Source organism: Inquilinus limosus, from assembly GCF_002195995.1.
In the GTDB taxonomy this organism is placed as follows: Bacteria; Pseudomonadota; Alphaproteobacteria; order DSM-16000; family Inquilinaceae; genus Inquilinus; species Inquilinus limosus_C.
The window spans coordinates 26,219-48,814 of the sequence record NZ_NHON01000020.1 but is presented as its reverse complement, the minus strand read 5'-3'; the positions used below and the strand labels follow the sequence as shown (position 1 = coordinate 48,814).

The window sequence follows — 22,596 nt, the reverse complement described above, 5'->3', positions numbered from 1 at the left end:
TTTAGGATGACGGTTCCTTGACTGATCTGTGGCGGCTTGCCGATGCGAGTCGCCGGTGGAGTTCGGCGCGGGGATTGCGGTCCCCGATTGGGCATCAGACGGGGGTCGCGGCGGCGCGACGGACGAAGGAGGATCGGGGGCCATGCGGATCGAACGGCGTTTCACGGCCGAGGGGCACGACGCCTATGAAGGGATCGAGTTCCGGTCGGCGACCAGCGAGATCCGCAATCCGGACGGCTCGGTGGTGTTCCGCCAGACCGACATCGAGGTGCCGGCGGAGTGGAGCCAGGTCGCGTCCGACATCCTGGCCCAGAAGTACTTCCGCAAGGCCGGCGTCCCGGCCCGGCTGAAGCGCGTCCGCGAGAAGGGCGTGCCCGAGTTCCTGTGGCGCAGCATCCCCGACGAGAAGGCCCTGGCCGAGCTGCCCGAATCCGAGCGTATGGGCAGCGAGCGCACGGCGAGCCAGGTGTTCGACCGGCTGGCCGGCACCTGGGCCTATTGGGGCTGGAAGGGCGGCCTGTTCGATTCGGCCGCCGACGCCCGCGCCTATTTCGACGAGATGCGCTTCATGCTGGCGCAGCAGATGGCCGCGCCGAACAGCCCGCAATGGTTCAACACCGGCCTGCACTGGGCCTATGGCATCGACGGCCCGGCCCAGGGCCACTGGTATGTCGACGAGAAGACCGGCGAGCCGCGCCTGTCCGACAGCGCCTATGAGCGGCCGCAGCCGCATGCCTGCTTCATCCAGTCGGTCGCCGACGACCTGGTGAATGAGGGCGGCATCATGGACCTGTGGGTCCGCGAGGCCCGCCTGTTCAAATACGGCTCCGGCACCGGCTCCAACTTCTCCAAGCTGCGCGGCGAGGGCGAGCGCCTGTCCGGCGGCGGCCGCTCCTCCGGCCTGATGAGCTTCCTCAAGATCGGCGACCGCGCCGCCGGCGCCATCAAGTCCGGCGGCACCACCCGACGCGCCGCCAAGATGGTGACGGTCGACATCGACCACCCGGACATCGAGACCTATATCGACTGGAAGGTGGTCGAGGAGCAGAAGGTCGCGGCCCTGGTCGCCGGCTCGAAGCTCGCCCGCAAGCACCTGAACGAGGTGATGGAGGCGTGCCACGGCACCTCCGACGCCGAGACCGGCGACCGCTTCGATCCGAAGCAGAACAAGGCGCTGAAGCGCGCCATCCTCGGCGCCCGCAAGGCGATGCTGCCGGAGAACTATGTCCAGCGCGTCATCCATTTCGCGCGCCAGGGCTACACCGGCATCGAGTTCCGGGTCTACGACACCGACTGGGATTCGGACGCCTACCTGACCGTCTCCGGCCAGAACTCGAACAACTCGGTCCGCCTGACCAACACCTTCCTCGAGGCGGTGCAGCAGGATGGCGAGTGGCAGCTGATCCGGCGCATCGACGGCAAGGTGGCGAAGACGCTGAAGGCCCGCGACCTGTGGGAGAAGATCGGCCACGCCGCCTGGGCCTCGGCCGATCCCGGGCTGCAGTTCGACACCACCATCAACGAGTGGCACACCTGCCCGGAATCGGGGCGGATCAACGCCTCGAACCCGTGCTCGGAATACATGTTCCTGGACGACACGGCCTGCAACCTGGCGTCCCTGAACCTGATGACCTTCCGCCGCGCCGACGGGTCGTTCGACGTGCCGGCCTTCGAGCATGGCTGCCGGCTGTGGACCATCACCCTCGAGATCGCGGTGATGATGGCGCAGTTCCCGAGCCGCGAGATCGCCCGCCTGTCCTACGAGTTCCGCACCCTCGGCCTGGGCTACGCCAATATCGGCGGCCTGCTGATGGCGTCCGGCCTGTCCTATGACAGCGTCGAGGGCCGCGAGATCTGCGGCGCGATCACCGCGCTGATGACCGGCGTCGCCTACGCCACCTCGGCCGAGATGGCCAAGGCGGTCGGCCCCTTCCCCGGCTACGCCAAGAACGCGCCGCACATGCTGCGCGTGATCCGCAACCACCGCCGCGCCGCCTATGGCGAGGCCGACGGCTATGAGGGCCTGTCGATCGCACCGGTGCCGCTGGAAGCCGATGCCTGCCCGGACCAGGAGCTGGTGGCCGCGGCCCGCCGCGCCTGGGACCGCGCGCTCGGCCTCGGCGAGAGCTTCGGCTATCGCAACGCCCAGGCGACCGTGATCGCGCCGACCGGCACGATCGGCCTGGTGATGGATTGCGACACCACCGGCATCGAGCCCGACTTCGCCCTGGTGAAGTTCAAGAAACTGGCCGGCGGCGGCTACTTCAAGATCATCAACCGGGTGGTGCCGGAGGCGCTGCGCGTCCTCGGCTACAGCGACGACCAGATCGAGGCGATCATCCGCTACGCCGTCGGCCACGGCACGCTGGAGACCTCGCCGGCGGTGGGCTGGGCCGCGCTGAAGGCGAAGGGCTTCACCCAGGCCGCGATCGACGCGGTCGAGCTCGGCCTGAAATCGGCCTTCGACATCAAGTTCGTGTTCAACCGCTACACCCTCGGCGACGAGTTCCTGACCGGGACGCTGAAGGTGCCGGCGGCGGCGCTGGACGATGTGACCTTCGACCTGCTGGCCTTCCTCGGCTTCTCCAGGGCCGAGATCGAGGCGGCGAACACCTGGTGCTGCGGCGCCATGACGCTCGAGGGCGCGCCGGAACTGAAGGACGAGCATCTGCCGGTGTTCGACTGCGCCAACCCCTGCGGCCGCATCGGCAAGCGCTTCCTGTCGGTCGAGAGCCACATCCGCATGATGGCGGCGGCGCAGCCCTTCATCTCGGGCGCCATCTCCAAGACCATCAACATGCCGAATGCGGCGACGGTCGAGGACTGCAAGGACGCCTATCTCCTGTCCTGGCAGCTCTGCCTCAAGGCCAACGCCCTCTACCGCGACGGCTCGAAGCTGAGCCAGCCGCTCAATGCCTCGCTGCTCGACGACGACGCCGAGGACGAGGAGGAGAGCCTGGTCGAGCGCATCATCGACGCGCCGGCCGGCGCCCGCGCCCCGATGGTGGCGGAGCGGATCGTCGAGCGGGTGATCGAGCGGATCGTCGACAAGACCGGCATCCGCGGGAAGCTGCCGCATCGCCGCAAGGGCTACACCCAGAAGGCGATCGTCGGCGGCCACAAGGTCTATCTCCGCACCGGCGAATACGATGACGGGCGGCTGGGCGAGATCTTCATCGACATGCACAAGGAAGGCGCCGCCTTCCGCAGCCTGATGAACAACTTCGCCATCGCCGTCTCGATCGGCCTGCAATACGGCGTGCCGCTGGAGGAGTTCGTCGAGGCCTTCACCTTCACCCGGTTCGAGCCCTCGGGCCCGGTGCAGGGCAACGACGCCATCAAGATGGCGACCTCGATCATCGACTACATCTTCCGCGAGCTGGCGGTCTCCTACCTCGACCGCAGCGACCTGGCGCATGCGACGCCGGACGACCTGACGCCGGACACGGTCGGCAAGGGCGTGACCAAGGATGACGGCAAGACCCCGGCGGTGGCCGAGGCGACGCCGATCCGCAAGGTCGCGTCGACCGGCTTCGTCCGCGGCAACTTCCGGGTGTTCGAGGGCGGCAACGTCCGCGACGTCGCGGTGGCCCGGGTCACGGAGATGCAGGAGCTGGTGAGCGAGGCGGCGACGGCGCTGCACACCGAGGGCGCCACCGCCCTGGCGCCGGCGCCGGAACCGGTCCCGCTGCGCAGCGCGGCGCTGAACGGCACGGCGGATGTCCGCCTGGCCAAGATCCGCGAGGCGCGGGCCAAGGGCTATGAGGGCGATCCCTGCCCCGAATGCCAGAACATGACCCTGGTGCGGAACGGCACCTGCCTGAAATGCGACACCTGCGGCGGGACGACGGGGTGCAGTTAAGAAAGCGGAAGAAAGTCCAGGAACTCTAAGAACGGATGGCGCGCGCGGATAAGCTTCTCGAATCCCTGCGTGCCAATTCGCGTGATCGGCGAATTGCAGAGGTCGAGGCCGTGTGCCGACAGCACGGCCTCGACTTTTCCATGCCCACGCGCGGCAGCCATGCCAAAGTTTCGGCTCACAATCGACCGGAAATCCTGACGATACCGGTTCGCAGACCGATCAAGCCGATCTATATTAAGAAACTGATCGAGTTGATCGACAGCCTGAGGCTTTGAGGGATTCGGTGTGAAGCCGACCGACTACCTACTCACGGTGCGTCCGCTGGATGAGGAAGACGGCGGTGGCTTTGTCGCAGAAGTTCCAGACCTGCCTGGCTGCATGTCCGACGGACAGACACCGCAGGAGGCAATTACCAACGTCCTTGATGCAATCATCAGTTGGATCGAAGCCGCTGAGGAACAAGGCCGCCCGGTACCAAAGCCATCAAAAGCAGCATAAGTTTCCATTCTTTAAATCACTTTAAAGTACGACTCGGCGGGGCGTTATCTGGAGCCCAGTATGCGAAAGTGTTTTATCATTCAACCTTTTGATAACGGAAAATATGATCGACAATACAAAGAGATCATTGTTCCGGCCGTGCAAAAATCAGGACTCCATACCTATCGCGTCGACGAAGATGCCTCATCCACCGTTCTGATTGAAAGCATCGAACGGAATATCGAAGCAGCCACCGAAGCCGAACAGCGGCTTCCGGAGTCCGCCCACTCTCACGCCTTCGCAACGCTCGCCTTGACGAAGTCGATGAACGCCCGCAGCGCCGGCGCCATCTGGCGCTGCTGCGGATAGCAGAGATGAAGGCCGGGAAACGGCGCCGAATAGTCGCGCAGCAGCGGAACCAGCCTCCCGTCGTCGATCAGCGGCTGCAGGGCATGCTCGACCCAGAACGCAATGCCGATCCCCTGGACGGCCGCATCGATGGCCATTCCCTGCTCGCTGACGATCAGCGGGCCGTCGACCTCGACCTCGAACCAGGCGCCGTCGCCGAAGAATTCCCAGTTGTATGGCGCGCTGCGGCCCGGCCATCGCCAGCGGATGCATGTGTGGGAATGCAGGTCCTTGGGCGTTGCCGGCCGGCCATGCCTGGCGATGTAGCTCGGCGCGGCTACCGCGATCTGCCGGATCTCGGGCCCGAGCTTCACGCCGACCATGTCCTTCTCCAGCACCTCGCCGAGCGTGAACCCGAGGTCGAAGCCGCCGGCCACGAGATCGACGATGCCGTCGTCGACCAGGATGTCGAGCGAGATGTCCGGATAGGCTTCATGGAACGAGGCGAGGATCGGCTCGACATAGGTGCGGAAGGCCAGCCTCAGGCAGCGGATGCGCACGAGCCCGGCCGGCCGGTCACGGAAATGGCCGGTGTCGCGGATGGCGGCGTCGAGCTCGTCGAGCGCGGGGCGGACGCGCAGCAGCAGCCGCTCGCCGGCCGCGGTCAGCGCCACGCTGCGGGTCGTGCGCTGCAGCAGCCGGACGCCGAGGCGCTCCTCCAATGTCCGGATGATCTGGCTGAGCGACGACGGCGACAGGCCGAGCTTCTCCGCGGCCTTCGAGAAGCTGGCCTGCTCCGCGACGGCCACGAAGGCCCGAAGGTCATTGTTTCCGCTGGCTCTCATTCGGCTCGTCCGGATGCTGCCCGGTTTATGTCGCTCAACCTGAAGAACCCTTTCGGGATACCGCGGATTAACCCGGGTGTCGCGCCCTCCTAGCTTCTGGGCACGGCAGCGGACGCCTCTCCGTCGCCGTTGTGATCAAGCAAGGAGACAGGTCATGACCAGCACACCCGCCACCGAAGTCGAAGGAAAGGTCGCAATCGTCACCGGCGCGGCCAGCGGCATCGGGCGCGCCATCGCGGAGCTTCTGCACGCCCGCGGCGCCAAGGTGATTGCCGAAGACATCAACCCCGAGGTCGAGCGCCTCGCCAGGCCGGGCGTCGTGCCGATGGTGGCCGACATATCGCAGGAGGACAGCGCCGCGAAAGCGGTCGCGCTCGCCGTGGACACCTTCGGCAGGCTGGACATCCTGGTCAACAACGCGGCGCGGATCATGGGCAAGCTCGTGGTCGACATGACGCGGGAGGAATGGGACGCGATCATGTCGGTGAACGTCACCGGCGCGTTCCTCCACGCGCGGGAGGCGATGAAGGCGATGATCCCCAACCGCAGCGGCGCAATCGTCAACATCGCCTCCTACGCCGCCTATTTCGCCTTTCCGCAGATCGCGGCCTACACCGCCTCGAAGGGAGCCCTCGTGCAGCTGACACGCACCCTGGCCCTGGAGGCGATCGGGCACGGCATCCGTGTCAATGCGATCGGCTCCGGCGACGTGGTGACCGACATCTGGACGGGCAAGATGGACAATGGCCCGGAATTCCTGGCCGACCACGGCCGCAAGGCGCCGATCGGCCGCGCGGCGGGCGCCGAGGAGATCGCCGAGGTCGTCGCCTTCCTGTCGTCGGACCGCGCCAGCTTCATGGTCGGCTCGGTCATGATGGTCGATGGCGGGATGAGCGTCAGGGTCGGCTGAAGGCCCGTTCCGGGGAGGCGCGGGCCGGCTCATTCCCATGCGGCTGGCCCGGCGCGGCCGCACTGCCGGCCGCGCCGATCCGGCTGCCGTCGAGGCAGCGGGCGGAGGGGAGAGCCGGGCCCGCCGCCCTATCCGCCAGATCCGCGAACCCGCAGCCTCCGGGCTGCCCCCGAATCCTCAGAGCGCCGCCCGGGCCATGGCGTCGCTGTCCGATGAATAGGGCCTGGGTTCCGCGCCGGTGAAGAACGACCAGAAGCTCTCATAGACCAGGTCCGGGCGATGCTCCGCCGGGTAGTGCCCGGTCGGGATGGCCCAGCCGCGCAGATCCGGCGCCCAGGGCGTCCAGGCCTCGATCGGCTTCAGGTGGCGCCCGACATGGCTGTTGCTGCCCCAGAGCACCATGACCGGGCACCGGATCCGCCGCTTGCCGAAATCCGCCATGTCCATCGCCAGGTCGAGGGTCACGGTCGCGCGGTAGTCCTCGCACACCGCATGGATCTGCTCCGGCGTGGTGCAGCGCGCATATTCCCTGAAGGCCTCGGGCGTGAAGATCTGCAGGCCGACGCCCTTCTTGTTGAGCTTGTACTGGATGTAATAGTCGAGGTCGGCGCAGATCAGCTTCTCCGGGAACGGCGCCTTCTGCGCCATGAAGAACCAGTGATAGCTCTCGAGCCCCCAGCCGAGCGTGACATTGGTCAGCAGGTGATGGGTCGGGATGATGTCGAGCGCGCAGAACCGGGTGACCCGGTCCGGCCGGTCGATCGCCATGCGGAAGCCGACCCGCGCCCCCCGGTCGTGCCCGGCGAGGGCGAAGCGGTCGAAGCCGAGCGCGGTCATCACCTCGAACGCGTCCTCGCCCATCGCCCGGAAGCTGTAGGCCGCATGGTCCGGCCCGCCATCCGGCTTGGCGCTGTCGCCATAGCCGCGCAGGTCGATCGCCACCACCGTGAAGGTCTTCGCCAGCGACGGCGCGATGCGATGCCAGCTGACATGGGTCAGCGGATTGCCGTGGATCAGCAGCAGCGGCGGCCCGTCGCCCGCGACGGCGGTGTTGATCTCGGCGCCGCCGGTCTTGATCCGCCGATAGGTGAAGCCCTCCATCAGCGATCCGTGGCCGGTCGCCAGGGGCGGCATCGGCGCGACGGCGACCGGTGTCTCGGAAACCATGCTCTTCCTCCCGCGAATGGTGGCTGTACCCTTTTCCTCGAATTGCAAACTGTCAACAATTTTCAGTTGACTTTCCCTGAGCCGGGAGCACGATCACCGGCAACGGCCCCCGGGAGCGACAGCGTCGCCCGGCCGCCAATGCCGGCCAGAGCCGAGGAAACGCACCATGACGGACTCAAGCGCAGCCGCCCCCCGCCTGGCCCTGCTGATGGGCGATGCCACCGGCATCGGCCCGGAGCTGGTGGCGCGCGTCGTCTCCGACGGCCGGCTCGCCGATGCCGCCCGGATCGTCGTCCTCGGCGACCGCCGGGTGCTGGAGATGGGCGCCCGTGACGCAGGCGTCGCGCTGTCGATCCGGCCGGTGGCGGATGCGGGGCGGATCGACTGGAACAGCCCGGGCGTCCCGCTGATCGATCTCGGCAACATCGACCCGGCGGCGTTCCCGCGCGCCGCGGTCTCGGCCGAGTCGGGCCGGCTGACGGGCGACACGCTGGCCGCCGCGGTGCGGCTGGCGCTGAAGGGCGGGCTGGACGCCATCACCTTCGCGCCCCTGAACAAGGCCGCCCTGCATGCCGGCGGCTGGCGCTTCCCGGACGAGCACAAGCTGTTCGCCCATCTCCTGGGCCACAAGGGCTATTTCTCGGAGATGAACGTGCTGGACGGCCAGTGGATGTCGCGCGTCACCTCGCATGTGCCGCTGCGCACCGCGGTCGAGCAGATCAACCACCGCAGCATCATCCAGGCGATCGAACTGGTCGACCACACGATGAAGCGGGCCGGCATCGCCAAACCGCGCATCGCCGTCGCCGCGCTGAACCCCCATGCCGGGGAGAACGGGCTGTTCGGGCGCGACGAGATCGACGTGATCGCCCCGGCGGTGAAGGCCGCCGCGGCGACCGGCATCGACTGCAAGGGCCCCTTCCCGTCCGACACGGTCTACATCAAGGCCTTCGCCGGCGACTATGACAGCGTGGTCGCGATGTATCACGACCAGGGGCAGATCGCGACAAAACTGCGCGGCTTCAGCCGCGGCGTGACGGTGACCGCGGGGCTCGATACGGTGTTCACCACCCCGGCGCACGGGACCGCCTTCGACATCGTCGGCCAGGGCGTCGCCACCACCGGCGCGCTGGAGGCGGCGGTCCGGCTGGCGGCGCAGCTGGCGCGCCGCAAGGGGTTGCAGGTGACCGAAACCGCGGCCTGACCGGCCCGCCGACTGGGAAGCGATCCATGACGCCATCGAACAGTTTCCGCATCGCCGTCATCCCCGGGGACGGCATCGGCAAGGAGGTCGTGCCCGAGGGCGTGCGGGTGCTGGAGAAGGCGGCCGCCCGCTTCGGCATCGGCCTGTCGCTCGACTGGTTCGACTTCGCCTCCTACGACCATTACGCCCAGCACGGCCAAATGATGCCGGACGACTGGAAGGCGCGGATCGGGTCGCATGACGCGATCTTCTTCGGCGCGGTCGGCTGGCCGGCCGGCGTCCCCGACCACGTCTCGCTGTGGGGGTCGCTGATCCAGTTCCGGCGGGAATTCGACCAGTATGTGAACCTGCGGCCCGTGCGCCTGATGCCGGGCGTGCCCTGCCCGCTGGCCGGCCGCGGCCCGGGCGACATCGACTTCTGGGTGGTGCGCGAGAACACCGAGGGCGAGTATTCCTCGATCGGCGGCCGCATGTTCCCCGGCACCGAGCGGGAGGTGGTGATCCAGGAAACGGTGATGACCCGCACCGGCGTCGACCGGGTGCTCAAATTCGCCTTCGAGCTGGCGGCCAAGGGCAAGCGCAAGCACCTGACCTCGGCGACCAAGTCCAACGGCATCTCGATCACCATGCCCTATTGGGACGAGCGGGTGGTGGAGATGGCCAAGGCCTATCCCGAGGTGCGCTGGGACAAGTACCACATCGACATCCTGACGGCGCAGTTCGTGCTGCATCCGGACTGGTTCGACGTGGTCGTCGCCTCCAACCTGTTCGGCGACATCCTGTCGGATCTCGGCCCCGCCTGCACCGGGACCATCGGCATCGCGCCGAGCGCCAACATCAACCCCGAGCGCAACTTCCCGTCCCTGTTCGAGCCCGTGCACGGCTCGGCGCCGGACATCGCCGGCCAGGGTATCGCCAACCCGATCGGGCAGATCTGGTCCGCCGCCATGCTGCTCGACCATCTCGGGCAAGCCGAGGCATCGGCGGCGATCGTCTCGGCGATCGAGACCGTGCTGGCGCAGCCGTCGCTGCGCACCCGCGACCTGGGCGGCACTGCGACCACGGTTGAATGCGGCCAGGCGGTCGCGGCCGCCCTCTAGCCTGCCGGCAGCGGAGGTCCGGCCGTCCGGCCGGGCCCCGCTGTCTCCGACTTCGCTCACCTTCGAAGCGCCGAGCCCGGTCAAGCCGGTTTTCCGTTGACATCTTTGGTTAACTGTCGACAATCTTCTGAAAACAAAAACACCCCATCCTTGGGCAGACGCGTGCGACCCGCAAAAGCGGCTGGGAGGATTCATGCCTTTCGTGGAACTCGACGGGCTGACGAAACGGTATGGCGACCTGACGGTCGTCAACGGCGTCGACCTCGCCATCGACAAGGGAAAGCTGGTCTGCCTGCTCGGCCCGTCCGGCTGCGGCAAGACCACGACGCTGCGGCTGGTCGCCGGGTTCGCGGAACCCTCCGCCGGGCAGATCCGGGTCGGCGGGCGCGTCGTCTCCTCCCCGGCCGCCAGCGCGCCGCCCGAGGCCCGCAACATGTCGATGATCTTCCAGAGCTATGCGCTCTGGCCCCATATGACCGTGTTCGAGAACGTCGCCTACGGCCTGCGGCTGCGGCGGGCGAGCAAGGCCGACATCCAGGCACGGACGAACCGCATCCTGCAGGCGACCAGGCTGGACACGCTGGCGGAGCGCTATCCCGGCGAGCTGTCGGGCGGGCAGCAGCAGCGCGTGTCGCTGGCCCGGGCCCTGGTGGTGGAGCCGGAGACGCTGCTGCTGGACGAGCCGCTGTCCAACCTGGACGCCAATCTGCGGGAGGAGATGCGGTTCGAGATCCGCCGCCTGCACGACGAGTACCGCTACACCACGGTCTATGTGACCCATGACCAGACCGAGGCGATGACCGCCGCCGACATCATCGTGGTGATGAACCAGGGCCATGTCGAGCAGGCGGGATCGCCGGAAGACATCTATGAGCGGCCGCGGTCGGAATTCGTCGCCCAGTTCATCGGCGGCACCAACATCTTCAAGGGCCGGCGCGTCGGCGACGATGCCGTCGATTGCGGCGGTGGGCTGGTCCTGCGCTGCGGCAGCGGCGATTTCGCCGCGGACGGCCCGACCGCCGTCTCGGTGCGGCACCACGACGTCCATCTCGCGACCGAGCGGCCGAACGGCCAGGCCGGCAACTGGGTGGCCGGCACGGTGATGCGCCAGGTCTATCTCGGCTCGCACCGGGACTATCTGGTCGGCCTGCCGGGCGGCGAGGTGGTGCGGGCCATCGCCCCGGTCGGCGTCGCCATCCCGCAGCACCAGGAGGTCTGGCTCCACTGCCCGCCCGAGCGGTGCAGGGCACTCGCACGATAAGGGAGGAAACAATGTCGAACGCAAGAATTGCGGCCGTTACCCTGTTCGTCGCCATCGGCTGCAGCGGCCCGGGCTGGGCGGCAGCACCCGAGCCCTACCAGGTGACCCCCGACCTTGTCGCCGCGGCGACCAAGGAAGGCACGGTCGTCTACTACACCTCGACCGACGTCCAGGTGGCCGAGAAGCTGGGCGCCGCCTTCGAGGCCAAATATCCCGGCCTGAAGGTCCAGGTCGAGCGCGCCGGCTCCGAACGGGTGTTCCAGCGCATCGGCCAGGAATACTCGGCCGGCATCCACAATGCCGACGTCATCGAGACGTCGGACGCCTCGAACTTCCTGACCCTGAAGGACCAGAACTGGCTGACGCCGGCGGTGCCGGAGGATGTCGCCAAGCTCTGGGGTGCCGATGACAAGGACCCGGACGGCCAGTACGCCGCGTTCCGCGCCACGCTGACGGTGATGGCCTATCGCACCGACCTGGTGAAGCCGGAGGATGTGCCGAAGACCTGGACCGACCTGCTGGACCCCAAATACAAGGGCAAGCTGGTCAAGTCGCACCCCGGATACAGCGGCAACGTGATGACCGCGACCTATGCGCTGAGCCAGCTTCTCGGCTTCGACTATTTCGAGAAGCTGGGGCACCAGGAGGTGATGCAGGTCCAGTCCTCGACCGAGCCGCCGAAGGTGCTGTCCCAGGGCGAGCGGCCGATCCAGGCCGACGGCAACGAGTACAACGTCTTCATCCTTCAGGACCGAGGCGTGCCGATCAAGCCGATCTACCCGCCGGAGGGGACCTCGATCGCCTTCGGCAATGCGGCGATCCTGGCCTATCCGCCCCATCCGAACGCGGCAAAGCTGTTCTACTCCTTCATGTTCTCGCAGCAGGCACAGCAGTTGAACGTCGATGTCGGCGGCCTGCGGTCGGTCCGCCCCGACGTGACGGAGAAGGCCGGGCGCACGCCGCTGTCGCAGATCAAGCTGATCGAGTCCGACCCGGCCGATGTCCGCGACGCCATCGAGGACATCAAGCAGAAATACGAGGAGTATTTCGGGACCTGAGGCCGGCCAGGCGCCAGCCGCAAGGGAACCCACGTCTCGTCTGTCATTGCCGGGCTTGACCCGGCAATCCAGGGGCCACGAAGAGCCGCTCTTGAAAGCCCCTGGATCCTCGGGTCAAGCCCGAGGATGACAGCGGAGAGTGTAGCGCTCGCTTCCCTGCCCGCCGATTGCCCGCCCCGCCCGAACACCCGTGGATCGAGCCCGAAGGTGACCAGGTGACCAGCACTGCCCTGCCTGCCGATTCCGCCGGCCGCCGGCCGCCTCGCCGCTTCGACCTGTCGACGCCGCTGTTCCTGCTGCTGGCCGCGATCCTGTGCCTGCTGGTGCTGTTCCCCCTCGGCTGGCTGGTCTATTACGCGGTCACCAACCGGTCGGGGTCGCTGACCCTGGCGAATTTCGGCCGCCTGCTGTCCGACGCCACCATCCACCGCGCCTTCCTGATCGCGATGGCCATGGCCGCCTGCGTCGGCCTGTTCTCCTGCCTCGTGGCCACACCGCTGGCCTGGCTGGTCGCGCGCACCGACATGCCGGGACAGCGCCTGATCCGCAGCCTGGTGACCGCGTCCTTCGTCACGCCGCCCTTCCTCGGCGCCATCGCCTGGGCGATGCTGGCCGCGCCCAACAGCGGCATCCTCAACAACATCTATCGCTGGGCCTTCGACCTCGACCCGTCGGAGGTGCTGTTCAACATCTACACCTTCCCAGGCCTGGTCTTCGCCATCACCTGCTATTCCTTTCCCTTCGTCTTCACCCTCGTGGCCAACGCGCTCGACAAGGTGCCGTCGGACCTGGAGGAGGCGTCGGCGATCCTGGGCGGCCGGCCGGGGACGACGCTGCGGCGCGTGACCCTGCCGATGGTGCTGCCCGCGATCCTGGCCGGGGCGCTGATCGCGATCGTTCAGGCCTTCACCATGTTCGGCTCCCCCGCCATCCTCGCCTTGCCGGCGGGTTTCCATGTCCTGACCACGAAGATCTGGAGCTACTTCCAGTTCCCGCCGCGCCTCGACCTCGCCGCGGCCAGCGCCGTGCCGCTGCTGGTCGTCACCATGCTGCTGCTGTGGCTGCAGAAATGGCTGCTCGGCCGGCGCGGCTACACCGTGGTCGGCGGCAAGAGCGGCACGCCACGCCGCACCAGGCTGGGCCGCTGGAAATGGCTCGCCGGCGCCTATGTGCTGCTGATCCTGTGCGTCACCATCGTCTTCCCCTATCTCGCTTTGCTCAAGGTGGCGCTGACCCACAACCTGTCCGAGCCGCTGAGCTGGGACGCGCTGACCCTGCACAATTTCGAGTTCGTGCTGTTCGACCTGTCCGCCACCCGCCTGGCGATCTGGAACACGCTGATCCTCGGCCTGGCCACGGCGACCCTGGCGACCGGCATGGCGCTGGTCGTTTCCTACCTGGTCGCGCGACGCGCCGTGCCCGGCGCGTCGCTGCTCGGCGTCCTGGCGACGGCGCCGATCGCGGTTCCCGGCATCGTGCTCGGCGTCGGGCTGTTCCTGGCCTATGCCAATCCGGCGCTGCGGCTGTACGGCACGCTGTGGATCCTGCTGATCGCCTTCCTGACGATCGAGCTGCCGTCGGGCTACCAGCAGCTCTCCGCCGCCATCCGGGGTGTCCATCCCGAGCTGGAGGAGGCCAGCCGCATCCTCGGCGCCACCCGGCTGCGCAGCCTGTGGCAGATCACGGCGCCGCTGCTGCGCACCACCGTCGTCGCCGCCTGGTGCTTCGTCTTCATCGGCACCATCCGGGAGCTGTCGGCCACCATCCTGCTGACCACGGCGCAGACCAAGCTGGTGTCGGTCATCATCTATGATCTCAACGAGAGCGGCGATTACGGGGCCATCGCCGTGCTGGGCATCCTGCTGCTGGTGGTGTCCTTCACCGTCGTCCTCATCGCCAACAAGCTGCCCGTGCTGGGCGGGGCGAAGCCAAGGGTGAACTGACATGGGGAGCGGGTCCTGCGCCAGGACGGTCGCGGTCGGCCCGCTTGACAACCGGGGGCTCGCCTCCGTTATGGCTATACGGTGATGATGTCGTCGTCGCAGCGGTTGGGGGAGATCGGCACGGTGGAGATTGCAGACCGCCGCGCCGCGGCCGGGCGACATGGCCTGAACGGCATTGAACGGACTTCAGACCCATGACGGACACCGACAACACGCCGGGATTCTCGCCGATCGATTTCCTGCGCACCCGGTCGCTGACGAATGTCGTGCAGACCGAGATCGAGCGGATGATCGTCGAGGGCGAGTTCACCCCGAACGAACGGATCAACGAGAACGCCCTGGCGCAGCGCCTGAAGGTCAGCCGCGGACCGATCCGCGAGGCCTGCAGCGCCCTGGCCGCGATGGGCCTGATCCAGATCATCCCGAATCGCGGCTTCTTCGTGCGGGAGCTGAGCAGCGACGAGGCGCGCGACGTCTCCGAGGCCCGCGCCTGCGTCTTCGCCTCGCTCGCCATGTGCGCCGCCATGCGCGTCAGCGACGCCGAGATCGCCAAGCTGCGCGAGCTGGTGGACCGGATGGACGGACTCGCCGCCGCCGGCGAGGTCAGCCACTACTACCCGGTCAACCTGCAGTTCCACTCCGAGCTGGCGCGCGCCTCCGGCAACGCCCGGCTGGCGCAGATCTATCTCGGCCTGGCGCGCGAGCTGCACATCCAGCGCTACCGCGCTTTGGCCAGCGGCGATGTGCTCGACGTCTCCAACGCCGAGCACCGGGCGATCTTCGACGCGGTGGCGGCGCGCGACCAGCAACGGGCCTTCGCCGCCGGATACGCGCATATCATCAACGGCATGTCGCGCACGCGCCGGGCGGCGGAGCTGGTCCATCGCCACCCGCCGGAAGGCTGACGGCCGGCACCGGCCGGCCCTCGCCGCCCCCGCGACGATCAGGAGAATTCAGCAAGCCCTGCCGTCATGGCGAGGCGCGCAGCGCCGTGGCCATCCAGAGAGCGGTGCCGCTGGATGGCCGCGCCCCTTCGGGGCTCGCCATGACGGAAAGGCATAGGTTCTCAACGAATTGGATGGAGCTTTTTTGCCAACAGAAAATCGTTGACAGTTTACCAACGCCACCCGCCTAATTCCGTGCAGGTCCCATCCACCGGCCAGACCGAAGGCCGTGCGGGATCGCTCTCAACGACGGGGAAGATCGATGGGCAACGCCGTTCAGACCGGTCTCACGAACTACGTGGCCGGCTTCGTTTCCGACACCAGGCTGGCCGATCTTCCGGACGACGTGGTCGCGCTGGGGAAGAAATCCATCCTCGACGGGCTGGGCCTGGCCCTGTCCGGATCCGTGGCCCGCAGCGGCGAGCTCGTCCGGCAGCATCTGGACGAGCTCGGGCTGCAGCCCGGCGCGGCGACGGTGATCGGGGCCGGCCGCAAAGTCGCCCCGCGCTTCGCGGCCTTCGCCAACGGCGTCGGCATCCATGCCGACGACTATGACGACACCCAGCTGGCGGTCGCCACCGACCGGGTCTACGGCCTGCTGACCCACCCCACCGCCCCTGCCCTGCCCGCCGCGCTGGCCATGGGCGAGCAGACCGGGGCCTCCGGCGGCGCGGTGATGCTGGCCTATCACCTGGGGGTGGAGGTGGAGTGCAAGATCGCCGAGGCGATCGCCCCCCGCCACTACCAGACCGGGTTCCACGCCACCGCCACCTGCGGCACCTTCGCCGCCGCGGCGGCCGCCGCCTCGCTGCTGCGGCTCGATGCCGAGGCGACGGCCCGGGCGCTGTCGGTCGCCGGCAGCCAGTCGGCCGGGCTGCGCGAGAATTTCGGCACGATGACCAAGCCGTTCCACGCCGGCCGGTCGTCGGAAAGCGGCATCGTCGCCGCCCAGCTCGCCGCCTCCGGCTGGACCGCCACGGACAAGATCCTGGAAGCACCGCGCGGCTTCTTCCAGGCCGCCGGCGGCGGCTATGATGCCGGGGCGATCCAGTCCCGCCTCGGGGCGCCCTGGACCTTCGCCGCCCCCGGCATCTCGATCAAGCCGCACCCCTCGGGGTCGCTGACCCATCCGGGCATGACCGAGATGGCGCGGCTGATCCGCAAGCACGGCATCAAGGCCGCCGATGTCGAGCATGTGCGCGTCGGCACCAACTCCAACATGCCCAACGCCCTGATCCATCACCGCCCGCAGGATGAGTTGCAGGCCAAGTTCTCGATGGAATTCTGCATGGCCATCCTGCTGCTGGACGGCAAGGCCGGCCTGTCGGAATTCACCGACGAGACGACCCGGCGCGACGATGTCCGGGCGATGATCGGGAAGGTCGACTTCGTGGTCGATGAGCGGGCCGAGCGGGCGGGGTATCACAAGATGACCACGATCATCGACATCACCCTGCGCGATGGGGGCAAGATCCATGGCGAGGCCGATTTCGGCAAGGGCAGCCCGGCCAACCCGATGAGCTATGACGAGGTCGCCGCCAAGTTCCGCGACAACGCCGCCCATGCCGGCCTGGCCCGGGCCGCGGCGGATGAGGTGGTGGACCTGGTGCGCGAGTTGGAGCGGCAGCCCTCGATCGAGCGGCTGATGGGCCTGGTCGCGCGGGCTGGCTGACCGGGGCGGGACACGGGAATGGCACACCTCACCATCGGCATCCTCGACGGCGACGATATCGGCCTCGAGATCGTGCCGGCCTCGGTCCGGGTGGCGCGCGCCGCCGCCGCCCGCGCCGGGCTCGACATCGACTGGCGGCCGCTGCCGATCGGCCGCCGGGCGCTGGACACGCATGGGTCGACCATGCCGGACGGCACGCTGGAGGCGCTGGCCGCGATGGACGGCTTCATCCTCGGCCCGATCGGCCATCGCGCCTATCCGAAGGCGCCGGGCGCCATCAACCCGCACCCGATCCTGCGCAAGCATTTCGGCCTGTTCGCCAATGTCCGGCCGACCCGTTCCTATCCCGGCCTGGGGGCGCTGTTCGACGATGTCGACCTGGTCATCGTCCGCGAGAACAACGAAGGGTTCCAGCCCGACCGCAACGTCGTCGCCGGCTCGGGCGAGTTCCGGCCGACCGAGGACACCACCATCTCGGTGCGGGTGATCACGCGGCAGGGCAGCTATCGCGTCGCCCGGGCGGCGCTGGAGATCGCGCGGAGCCGCCGCCGCAAGCTGACCCTGGTGCACAAGAACACGGTGTTCAAGCTGGGCTGTGGCATGTTCGTCGAGGAATGCCACCGCGCCGCCGAGGCCTTCCCGGACGTGACGGTGGACGAGGTGATCGTCGACACCTTCGCCATGCGGCTGCTGCGCGACCCGCAGACCTTCGACGTGGTGGTGACCACCAACATGTTCGGCGACATCCTGACCGACGAGGCGGCCGGGCTGGTGGGCGGGCTGGGCATGGCGCCGGGGCTGTGCATCGGCGAGGGTGCCATCGCCATGGCCCAGGCGGCGCACGGCTCCGCCCCCGACATCGCCGGGCGAGGCATCGCCAACCCTTTCGCGATGATCGAATCGACGCGCATGATGCTGGACTGGCTGGGTCGCGACCGCGGCGTCGCCGAGGCCGTGGCCGCTGCCGCGCTGATGGGCAGGGCCACGGTCGCGGCGCTGGCCAGGCCGGAGACGCGGACCGGCGATATCCGCGGCACCGCCGGCACCGCCGGCATGACCGACGCCATCGTGAGCGCCATCGAGACGGAGACCGACCATGTCCTCGCATAGAATTGCCGTCCTGGGCGGCGACGGGATCGGCGTCGAGGTGGTCGAGGCCGGCGTCCGCGTGCTGCAGGCGCTGGCCGAGGTCGAGCCCGGCCTGTCCTTCGCCTTCGAGCGGTTCGACTGGGGCTCGGACTATTATCGCCGCAACAGCCGGATGATGCCGGCGGACGGGCTGGCGCGGCTGGAAGGCTTCGACGCGATCTATTTCGGCGCGGTCGGCGACCCGGACCTGCCCGACGACATCACCCTGTGGGGCCTGCGCCTGGCGATCTGCCAGGGCTTCGACCAATACGCCAATGTCCGGCCGACGCGGCTGCTGCCCGGCCTGACCGGCCCGCTGCGGCCGGAGCTGGGGCGGCAGATCGACTGGGTGATCGTGCGCGAGAACAGCGAGGGCGAATATGCCGGGGTCGGCGGCCGGGCCCATCGTGGCCTGCCGATCGAGGTCGGCATGGATGTCGCCGTGTTCACCCGCGCCGGGGTCGAACGCATCGCCCGCTTCGCCTGTGACCTCGCCTCGTCCCGCCCCCGGCGGCTGCTGACGGTGGTCACCAAATCCAACGCCCAGCGCCACGGCATGGTGTTCTGGGACGAGGTGGTGAAGGACGTCATCCGCGACTATCCCGGCCTGACCGTCGACTGGATGCTGGTCGATGCCATGACCCAGCGCATGGTCAACAAGCCCGGCTCGATCGACACGGTGCTGGCCACCAACCTGCATGCCGACATCCTGTCGGACCTGGCGGCCGCGCTGGGCGGGTCGCTCGGCATCGGGTCGACCGCCAATATCGACCCGTCGCGCAAGCGCCCGTCGATGTTCGAGCCGATCCACGGCTCGGCCTTCGACATCATGGGCAAGGGCATCGCCAACCCGCTGGGCTGCTTCTGGACGGCCAGCCTGATGCTCGACCATCTCGGCGAGGGCGCCGCCGCCCGCCGCCTGATGGCCGCCATCGAGACGGTGACCGAGCGGCGGGAGCATCTGAGCCCGGACCTCGGCGGCACGGCGGGCACGGCCGAGGTGACGGATGCGGTGATCGCCGCCCTGCGCGGCGGCAACGCCTGAGCCGTCCGGGTCAGCCGGCGCTCACCCCGCCGGCATTCCGGACATGGCCGTGTCGACGGCGTTGCCCAGCCGCTCCACGATCTCGTCGATGTCATCGGCGGTCGAGATGAAGGGCGGCGCGATCAGCACGTGGTCGCCACGCCGGCCGTCGATCGTTCCGCCCATCGGATAGACCATCAGGCCGTTGGCCATCGCCGCCTGCTTGATCCGCGCATGGAGCTTGAGCCCGGGATCGAACGGCTCCCTGGTGCCGCGGTTGGCGACCAGCTCGATCGCCTGGAACAGGCCGCGACCGCGGACATCGCCGACATGGTGGTGGTTGCCGAAGCGCTCGGCCAGACGCCGCGCCAGATGCCCGCCCATCTGCCTGACATTCGCCAGCAGGTTCTCGCGGCGGATCACCTCCTGCACGGCCAGGCCGGCCGCGGCCGCCATCGGATGGCCCATATAGGTGTGGCCGTGCTGGAAGAAGCCGGAGCCGCTGGCGAAGGCCTCGAAGATCCTGTCCGACAGCAGCACCGCGCCGATCGGCTGGTAGCCGCCGCCGAGGCCCTTGGCGATCACCATCAGGTCCGGGGCGACGCCATCCTGCTCGCAGGCATGCAGCGTGCCCGTGCGCCCCATGCCGCACATCACCTCGTCGAGGATGAGCAGCACGCCGTAGCGGTCGCAGATGGCGCGGATGCGTCTCAGGTAATCCGCGACCGGCGGCACGGCGCCGGCCGTGGCCCCCACCACCGTCTCGGCGACGAAGGCGATGACCTCGTCCCCGCCGAGCTCCAGGATCTTGTCCTCCAGCGCCTGCGCGGCGCGCGCCGCATAGTCGGCGTCGGATTCCCCGGGCTGCTGGAAGCGATAGGCGAAGCACGGATCGATATGGTGCGTCTCGACCAGCAGCGGCTTGAACTGGCTGCGCCGCCATTCATTGCCGCCGGCGGCGAGCGCGCCGAGCGTGTTGCCGTGATAGCTCTGCCGGCGGGCGATGACGTGGCGGCGCTGCGGCTCGCCCTTTTCGACGAAGTATTGCCGCGCCATCTTCAGCGCGGCCTCGACGGCCTCGGAGCCGCCGCTGACGAGATAGACATGGCCGATGCCCGCCGGGGCGTCGGCAACCAGCCGGTCGGCCAGCCGCTCGGCCACCTCGGTGGTGAAGAAGCCCGTATGGGCGTAGGCGAGTTTGTCGAGCTGGGCGTGCATGGCGGCGATCACGTCCGGATGGCCGTGGCCGAGGCAGGACACGGCGGCGCCGCCGGACGCGTCGATATAGCGGCGGCCCTCGCTGTCGAACAGCTCGATGCCCTTGCCGCCGACGGCGACGGGAAGCTTGCCCTTGATCGATCGGTGCAGGATGCGGGTCATGGCATCGGCCAAGCCTAGATGTGGGTGGAAAGGGCCCTGAACTGGCGTTCCATCGCCCGCACGGCGGCGAGGGCCTCGTCGCCGGCCGTGGCCGCGAGGATGGCGGCCAGCGCCTCGGCGACCGCGAAGGCCGGCGCCATGGTGTGGAAGAAGGACGGGCTTTCGGTCGGAACGATGATGGCGGCGCGCGCCCGGGCCACCAGCGGCGACACCACGCTGTCCGTGATCGCCACGATGTCGAGCCCGCGCGCCAGCGCGTAATCCGCGAGCTCGACCGCCGCGCGGGTGTACGGCTTCACGCTGACGGCGAGCAGGGCATCGCCCTGCTTCGCCTCCCGCAAGGCGTCCGGCCCGGTTCCGCCGGGACCGTCGAGCAGGCGGACCGCACCGCCGGCAAGCCCGTACACATAGGCGAAATGGCAGGCCACCGTGTAGCTGGAGCGGTAGCCGAGCACATGGACGCGCCCCGCCGCGGCGAGCACCGCGGCAGCCCTGGTCACGTCCTCGATCGCTGCCGGCCGGCAGAGGGCCGCCAGGTGACGCTCCAGCGTCTCCATCAGGTCGAAGGCCAGGGCGCCGTCGCCGCCTTGCCGGCGCCGTTCGACGAGGACCCCGGCCTTGTCGGAGAATTCCGTCTCCCCCCACCGCAGGCTTTCGGCATGGAGGGCGCGCAGATCCTCATAGCCGTCGAGCCCCATGCGCTGCGCCAGCCGCGTCATCGAGGCGGGGGTCACGCCGGCCCGGCGCGCCTGCTCCCGCATCGTCAGCAGCGCCACGTCGCGCGGATGGTCGAGCACCCATTGCGCCGCGGCGCGCAGCTGGCGCGGCATCGCCTGATAGGCCTCCAGGAGGCGCGAACGGAAGGCCGGTTCCGACATGGACCGGAACTTACGCCCGCCGCCCGGCCGCTGCAATGAACATTTCAAAACTGAAAAAATGAGTGTAACGTTTCATCTAAACAGAGGCCAAAGAAGCAGGGAGAGCTCGATGAACCGTCATCCGCATCTTCATCTCGGCACCGCGCTGACGCTGGCGGCGCTGGCCTTTGCCGCAGGACCGGCGATGGCCGAGGACCCGATCGCCATCGGCTGGGTCGGGCCGTTGTCCCCGCCCGGCAACTATTCCGGCGGCCAGGAGATGCAATGGGCCGTCCAGCTCGAGGTCGACCAGATCAACAAGGCTGGCGGCGTGCTGGGCCGCCAGATCGAGGTCACCTACGAGGACACCAAGGGCCAGCCGGCGGAAGGCAGCGCCGCCGCGGTGCGCCTGATCACCAAGGACAACGTTTCGGCGATCATCGGCGAGTTCCACTCCTCGGTCGCCCTCGCCGAGATCGAGGAGGCGCACAAATACGGCGTGCCCTGGGTCGGCACCGATGTCTGGGCCGACGCCATCACGGCCAAGCAGTATCCGGAGGTGTTCCGCCTCGCGCCGGCCAACTCGCTGGTCTACGTCAAGGCGGCCGACTGGACGGTCGAGCAGGGCTTCAAGAACATCGCCATCGTCGCCGAGAACACCGATTTCGGGCAGGGCGGGGCCCAGGTCATCGCCGGGGAGCTGAAGGCCAAGGGCGTGCCCTACACGATGGCGACGGTCGACCTGAACCAGCAGGACTTCACCCCGGCGCTGCTGCGCCTGATGAGCCAGAGCCCGCGGCCCGACGTCATCCAGATGGTGATCGCCGGCCAGGCGCAGTACCAGCTGGTCAAGCAGGCCTGCCAGCTCGGCCTGGCGCCGACCGCCGAGACGGCCCTGATCGGGTCGTCCGGCCTGCTGCAGAAGGAGGTGTGGGAGGTCGTCGGCCCCTGCGCCAAGAACCTGCTGATCGTCAATGTCGCGCAACCGAAGTCGCAGTGGAACGACAAGGCGAAGGAGTTCGTCAAGGCGTTCACCGAGCGCTACAACCGGGCGCCCACCGGCGTCGCGCTGGAGGCCTATGACACGCTCGGCGTCGTCATCGAGGCGATCAGGAAGGCCGGCTCCGCCGACCGCGCCGCCATCGTCAAGGCGCTGGAGGAGATCAGGTACGAGGGCGTGAACGCCACCTACACCTTCCCGACCGACAAGACGCCGGACTGGGCCTTCCACCAGTTCAAGGACGTCCCCTTCACCATCATCCAGTACACCGAGGAGAACCAGTCGCCGGAGGACGCGGCCATCGTCTATCCGAAGGCCTGGGCCACCACGGACAAGATCCTGCCCGGCAAGTGATCGGAGCGGCCGGCGGCCCGAGGCTGCCGGCCCTCAATTCGCCCGATCCGTCCCATCGACCT

Annotated in this window: 18 protein-coding genes; 14 read left to right on the top strand and 4 right to left on the bottom strand. The window is 68.4% G+C overall.

Annotation, left to right across the window (positions count from 1 at the left end):
- Positions 1-142: 142 nt before the first annotated feature.
- From BWR60_RS13125 to BWR60_RS13115, 3 genes are read left to right on the top strand one after another with little or no spacing between them, the layout of a single operon-like run.
- Positions 143-3,862 carry a vitamin B12-dependent ribonucleotide reductase gene (locus tag BWR60_RS13125; RefSeq protein ID WP_088151473.1) on the top strand — a complete coding sequence of 1,240 codons (3,720 nt, stop codon included), beginning with the start codon at positions 143-145 and terminating at the stop codon, positions 3,860-3,862.
- A 35-nt stretch (positions 3,863-3,897) separates the two neighbouring features.
- Positions 3,898-4,137 carry a hypothetical protein gene (locus BWR60_RS13120; protein WP_088151472.1) on the top strand — a complete coding sequence of 80 codons (240 nt, stop codon included), beginning with the start codon at positions 3,898-3,900 and terminating at the stop codon, positions 4,135-4,137.
- Between the two features lie 10 nt (positions 4,138-4,147).
- Positions 4,148-4,360 (top strand): type II toxin-antitoxin system HicB family antitoxin, encoded by a 213-nt coding sequence (locus BWR60_RS13115; protein ID WP_088151471.1) that lies wholly within the window; start codon positions 4,148-4,150, stop codon positions 4,358-4,360.
- Between the two features lie 269 nt (positions 4,361-4,629).
- Here BWR60_RS13115 and BWR60_RS13110 read toward each other — a convergent pair whose 3' ends face one another.
- On the bottom strand, positions 4,630-5,532 hold the full coding sequence (locus tag BWR60_RS13110) for a LysR family transcriptional regulator (RefSeq protein ID WP_088151470.1): 903 nt from the start codon (positions 5,530-5,532) through the stop codon (positions 4,630-4,632).
- A 154-nt stretch (positions 5,533-5,686) separates the two neighbouring features.
- Between BWR60_RS13110 and BWR60_RS13105 the strand changes: the two genes are divergently transcribed.
- The gene (locus BWR60_RS13105) at positions 5,687-6,442 is read left to right on the top strand and encodes an SDR family NAD(P)-dependent oxidoreductase (protein ID WP_088151469.1); all 756 of its coding nucleotides are present in this window, start codon (positions 5,687-5,689) and stop codon (positions 6,440-6,442) included.
- A gap of 177 nt (positions 6,443-6,619) precedes the next feature.
- Here the strand turns inward: BWR60_RS13105 and BWR60_RS13100 are convergent, their stop codons facing one another.
- Entirely contained in the window at positions 6,620-7,609 is a 990-nt protein-coding gene (locus BWR60_RS13100; RefSeq protein WP_218823475.1) for an alpha/beta fold hydrolase, read from the bottom strand.
- A gap of 166 nt (positions 7,610-7,775) precedes the next feature.
- Here BWR60_RS13100 and BWR60_RS13095 point away from each other — a divergent pair, with 166 nt between their 5' ends.
- The 9 genes from BWR60_RS13095 to BWR60_RS13055 all read left to right on the top strand — a co-directional run bounded on the left by BWR60_RS13095 (position 7,776) and on the right by BWR60_RS13055 (position 18,964).
- Entirely contained in the window at positions 7,776-8,813 is a 1,038-nt protein-coding gene (locus BWR60_RS13095; protein WP_088151468.1) for a PdxA family dehydrogenase, read from the top strand.
- Positions 8,814-8,839: 26 nt separating this feature from the next.
- Entirely contained in the window at positions 8,840-9,913 is a 1,074-nt protein-coding gene (locus BWR60_RS13090; protein WP_088151467.1) for a tartrate dehydrogenase, read from the top strand.
- Between the two features lie 193 nt (positions 9,914-10,106).
- Positions 10,107-11,174 carry an ABC transporter ATP-binding protein gene (locus tag BWR60_RS13085; RefSeq protein WP_088151466.1) on the top strand — a complete coding sequence of 356 codons (1,068 nt, stop codon included), beginning with the start codon at positions 10,107-10,109 and terminating at the stop codon, positions 11,172-11,174.
- 11 nt (positions 11,175-11,185) lie between these two features.
- A complete protein-coding gene (locus BWR60_RS13080; RefSeq protein WP_088151465.1) occupies positions 11,186-12,232 on the top strand; it encodes an ABC transporter substrate-binding protein in 1,047 nt (348 codons plus the stop codon).
- Between the two features lie 215 nt (positions 12,233-12,447).
- The gene (locus BWR60_RS13075; RefSeq protein WP_179221749.1) at positions 12,448-14,175 is read left to right on the top strand and encodes an ABC transporter permease; all 1,728 of its coding nucleotides are present in this window, start codon (positions 12,448-12,450) and stop codon (positions 14,173-14,175) included.
- A gap of 194 nt (positions 14,176-14,369) precedes the next feature.
- A complete protein-coding gene (locus BWR60_RS13070; RefSeq protein WP_088151464.1) occupies positions 14,370-15,080 on the top strand; it encodes an FCD domain-containing protein in 711 nt (236 codons plus the stop codon).
- 301 nt (positions 15,081-15,381) lie between these two features.
- Complete coding sequence (locus BWR60_RS13065; RefSeq protein WP_088151463.1) at positions 15,382-16,791, top strand: MmgE/PrpD family protein; 1,410 nt, start codon at positions 15,382-15,384, stop codon at positions 16,789-16,791.
- Positions 16,792-16,809: 18 nt separating this feature from the next.
- A complete protein-coding gene (locus tag BWR60_RS13060; RefSeq protein WP_088151462.1) occupies positions 16,810-17,901 on the top strand; it encodes an isocitrate/isopropylmalate dehydrogenase family protein in 1,092 nt (363 codons plus the stop codon).
- Positions 17,888-18,964: a tartrate dehydrogenase gene (locus tag BWR60_RS13055; protein ID WP_088151461.1), complete on the top strand. Its 1,077-nt coding sequence runs from the start codon at positions 17,888-17,890 to the stop codon at positions 18,962-18,964. Before BWR60_RS13060 ends, BWR60_RS13055 begins: the two co-directional genes overlap by 14 nt.
- Positions 18,965-18,985: 21 nt before the next feature.
- Here the strand turns inward: BWR60_RS13055 and BWR60_RS13050 are convergent, their stop codons facing one another.
- Positions 18,986-20,323, bottom strand: coding sequence for an aspartate aminotransferase family protein (locus tag BWR60_RS13050; protein WP_088151502.1), 1,338 nt, complete (start codon positions 20,321-20,323; stop codon positions 18,986-18,988).
- 14 nt (positions 20,324-20,337) lie between these two features.
- Positions 20,338-21,201: a MurR/RpiR family transcriptional regulator gene (locus BWR60_RS13045; protein ID WP_088151501.1), complete on the bottom strand. Its 864-nt coding sequence runs from the start codon at positions 21,199-21,201 to the stop codon at positions 20,338-20,340.
- A gap of 109 nt (positions 21,202-21,310) precedes the next feature.
- Between BWR60_RS13045 and BWR60_RS13040 the strand changes: the two genes are divergently transcribed.
- Positions 21,311-22,534 carry an ABC transporter substrate-binding protein gene (locus BWR60_RS13040; protein ID WP_179221748.1) on the top strand — a complete coding sequence of 408 codons (1,224 nt, stop codon included), beginning with the start codon at positions 21,311-21,313 and terminating at the stop codon, positions 22,532-22,534.
- Positions 22,535-22,596 lie beyond the last annotated feature (62 nt).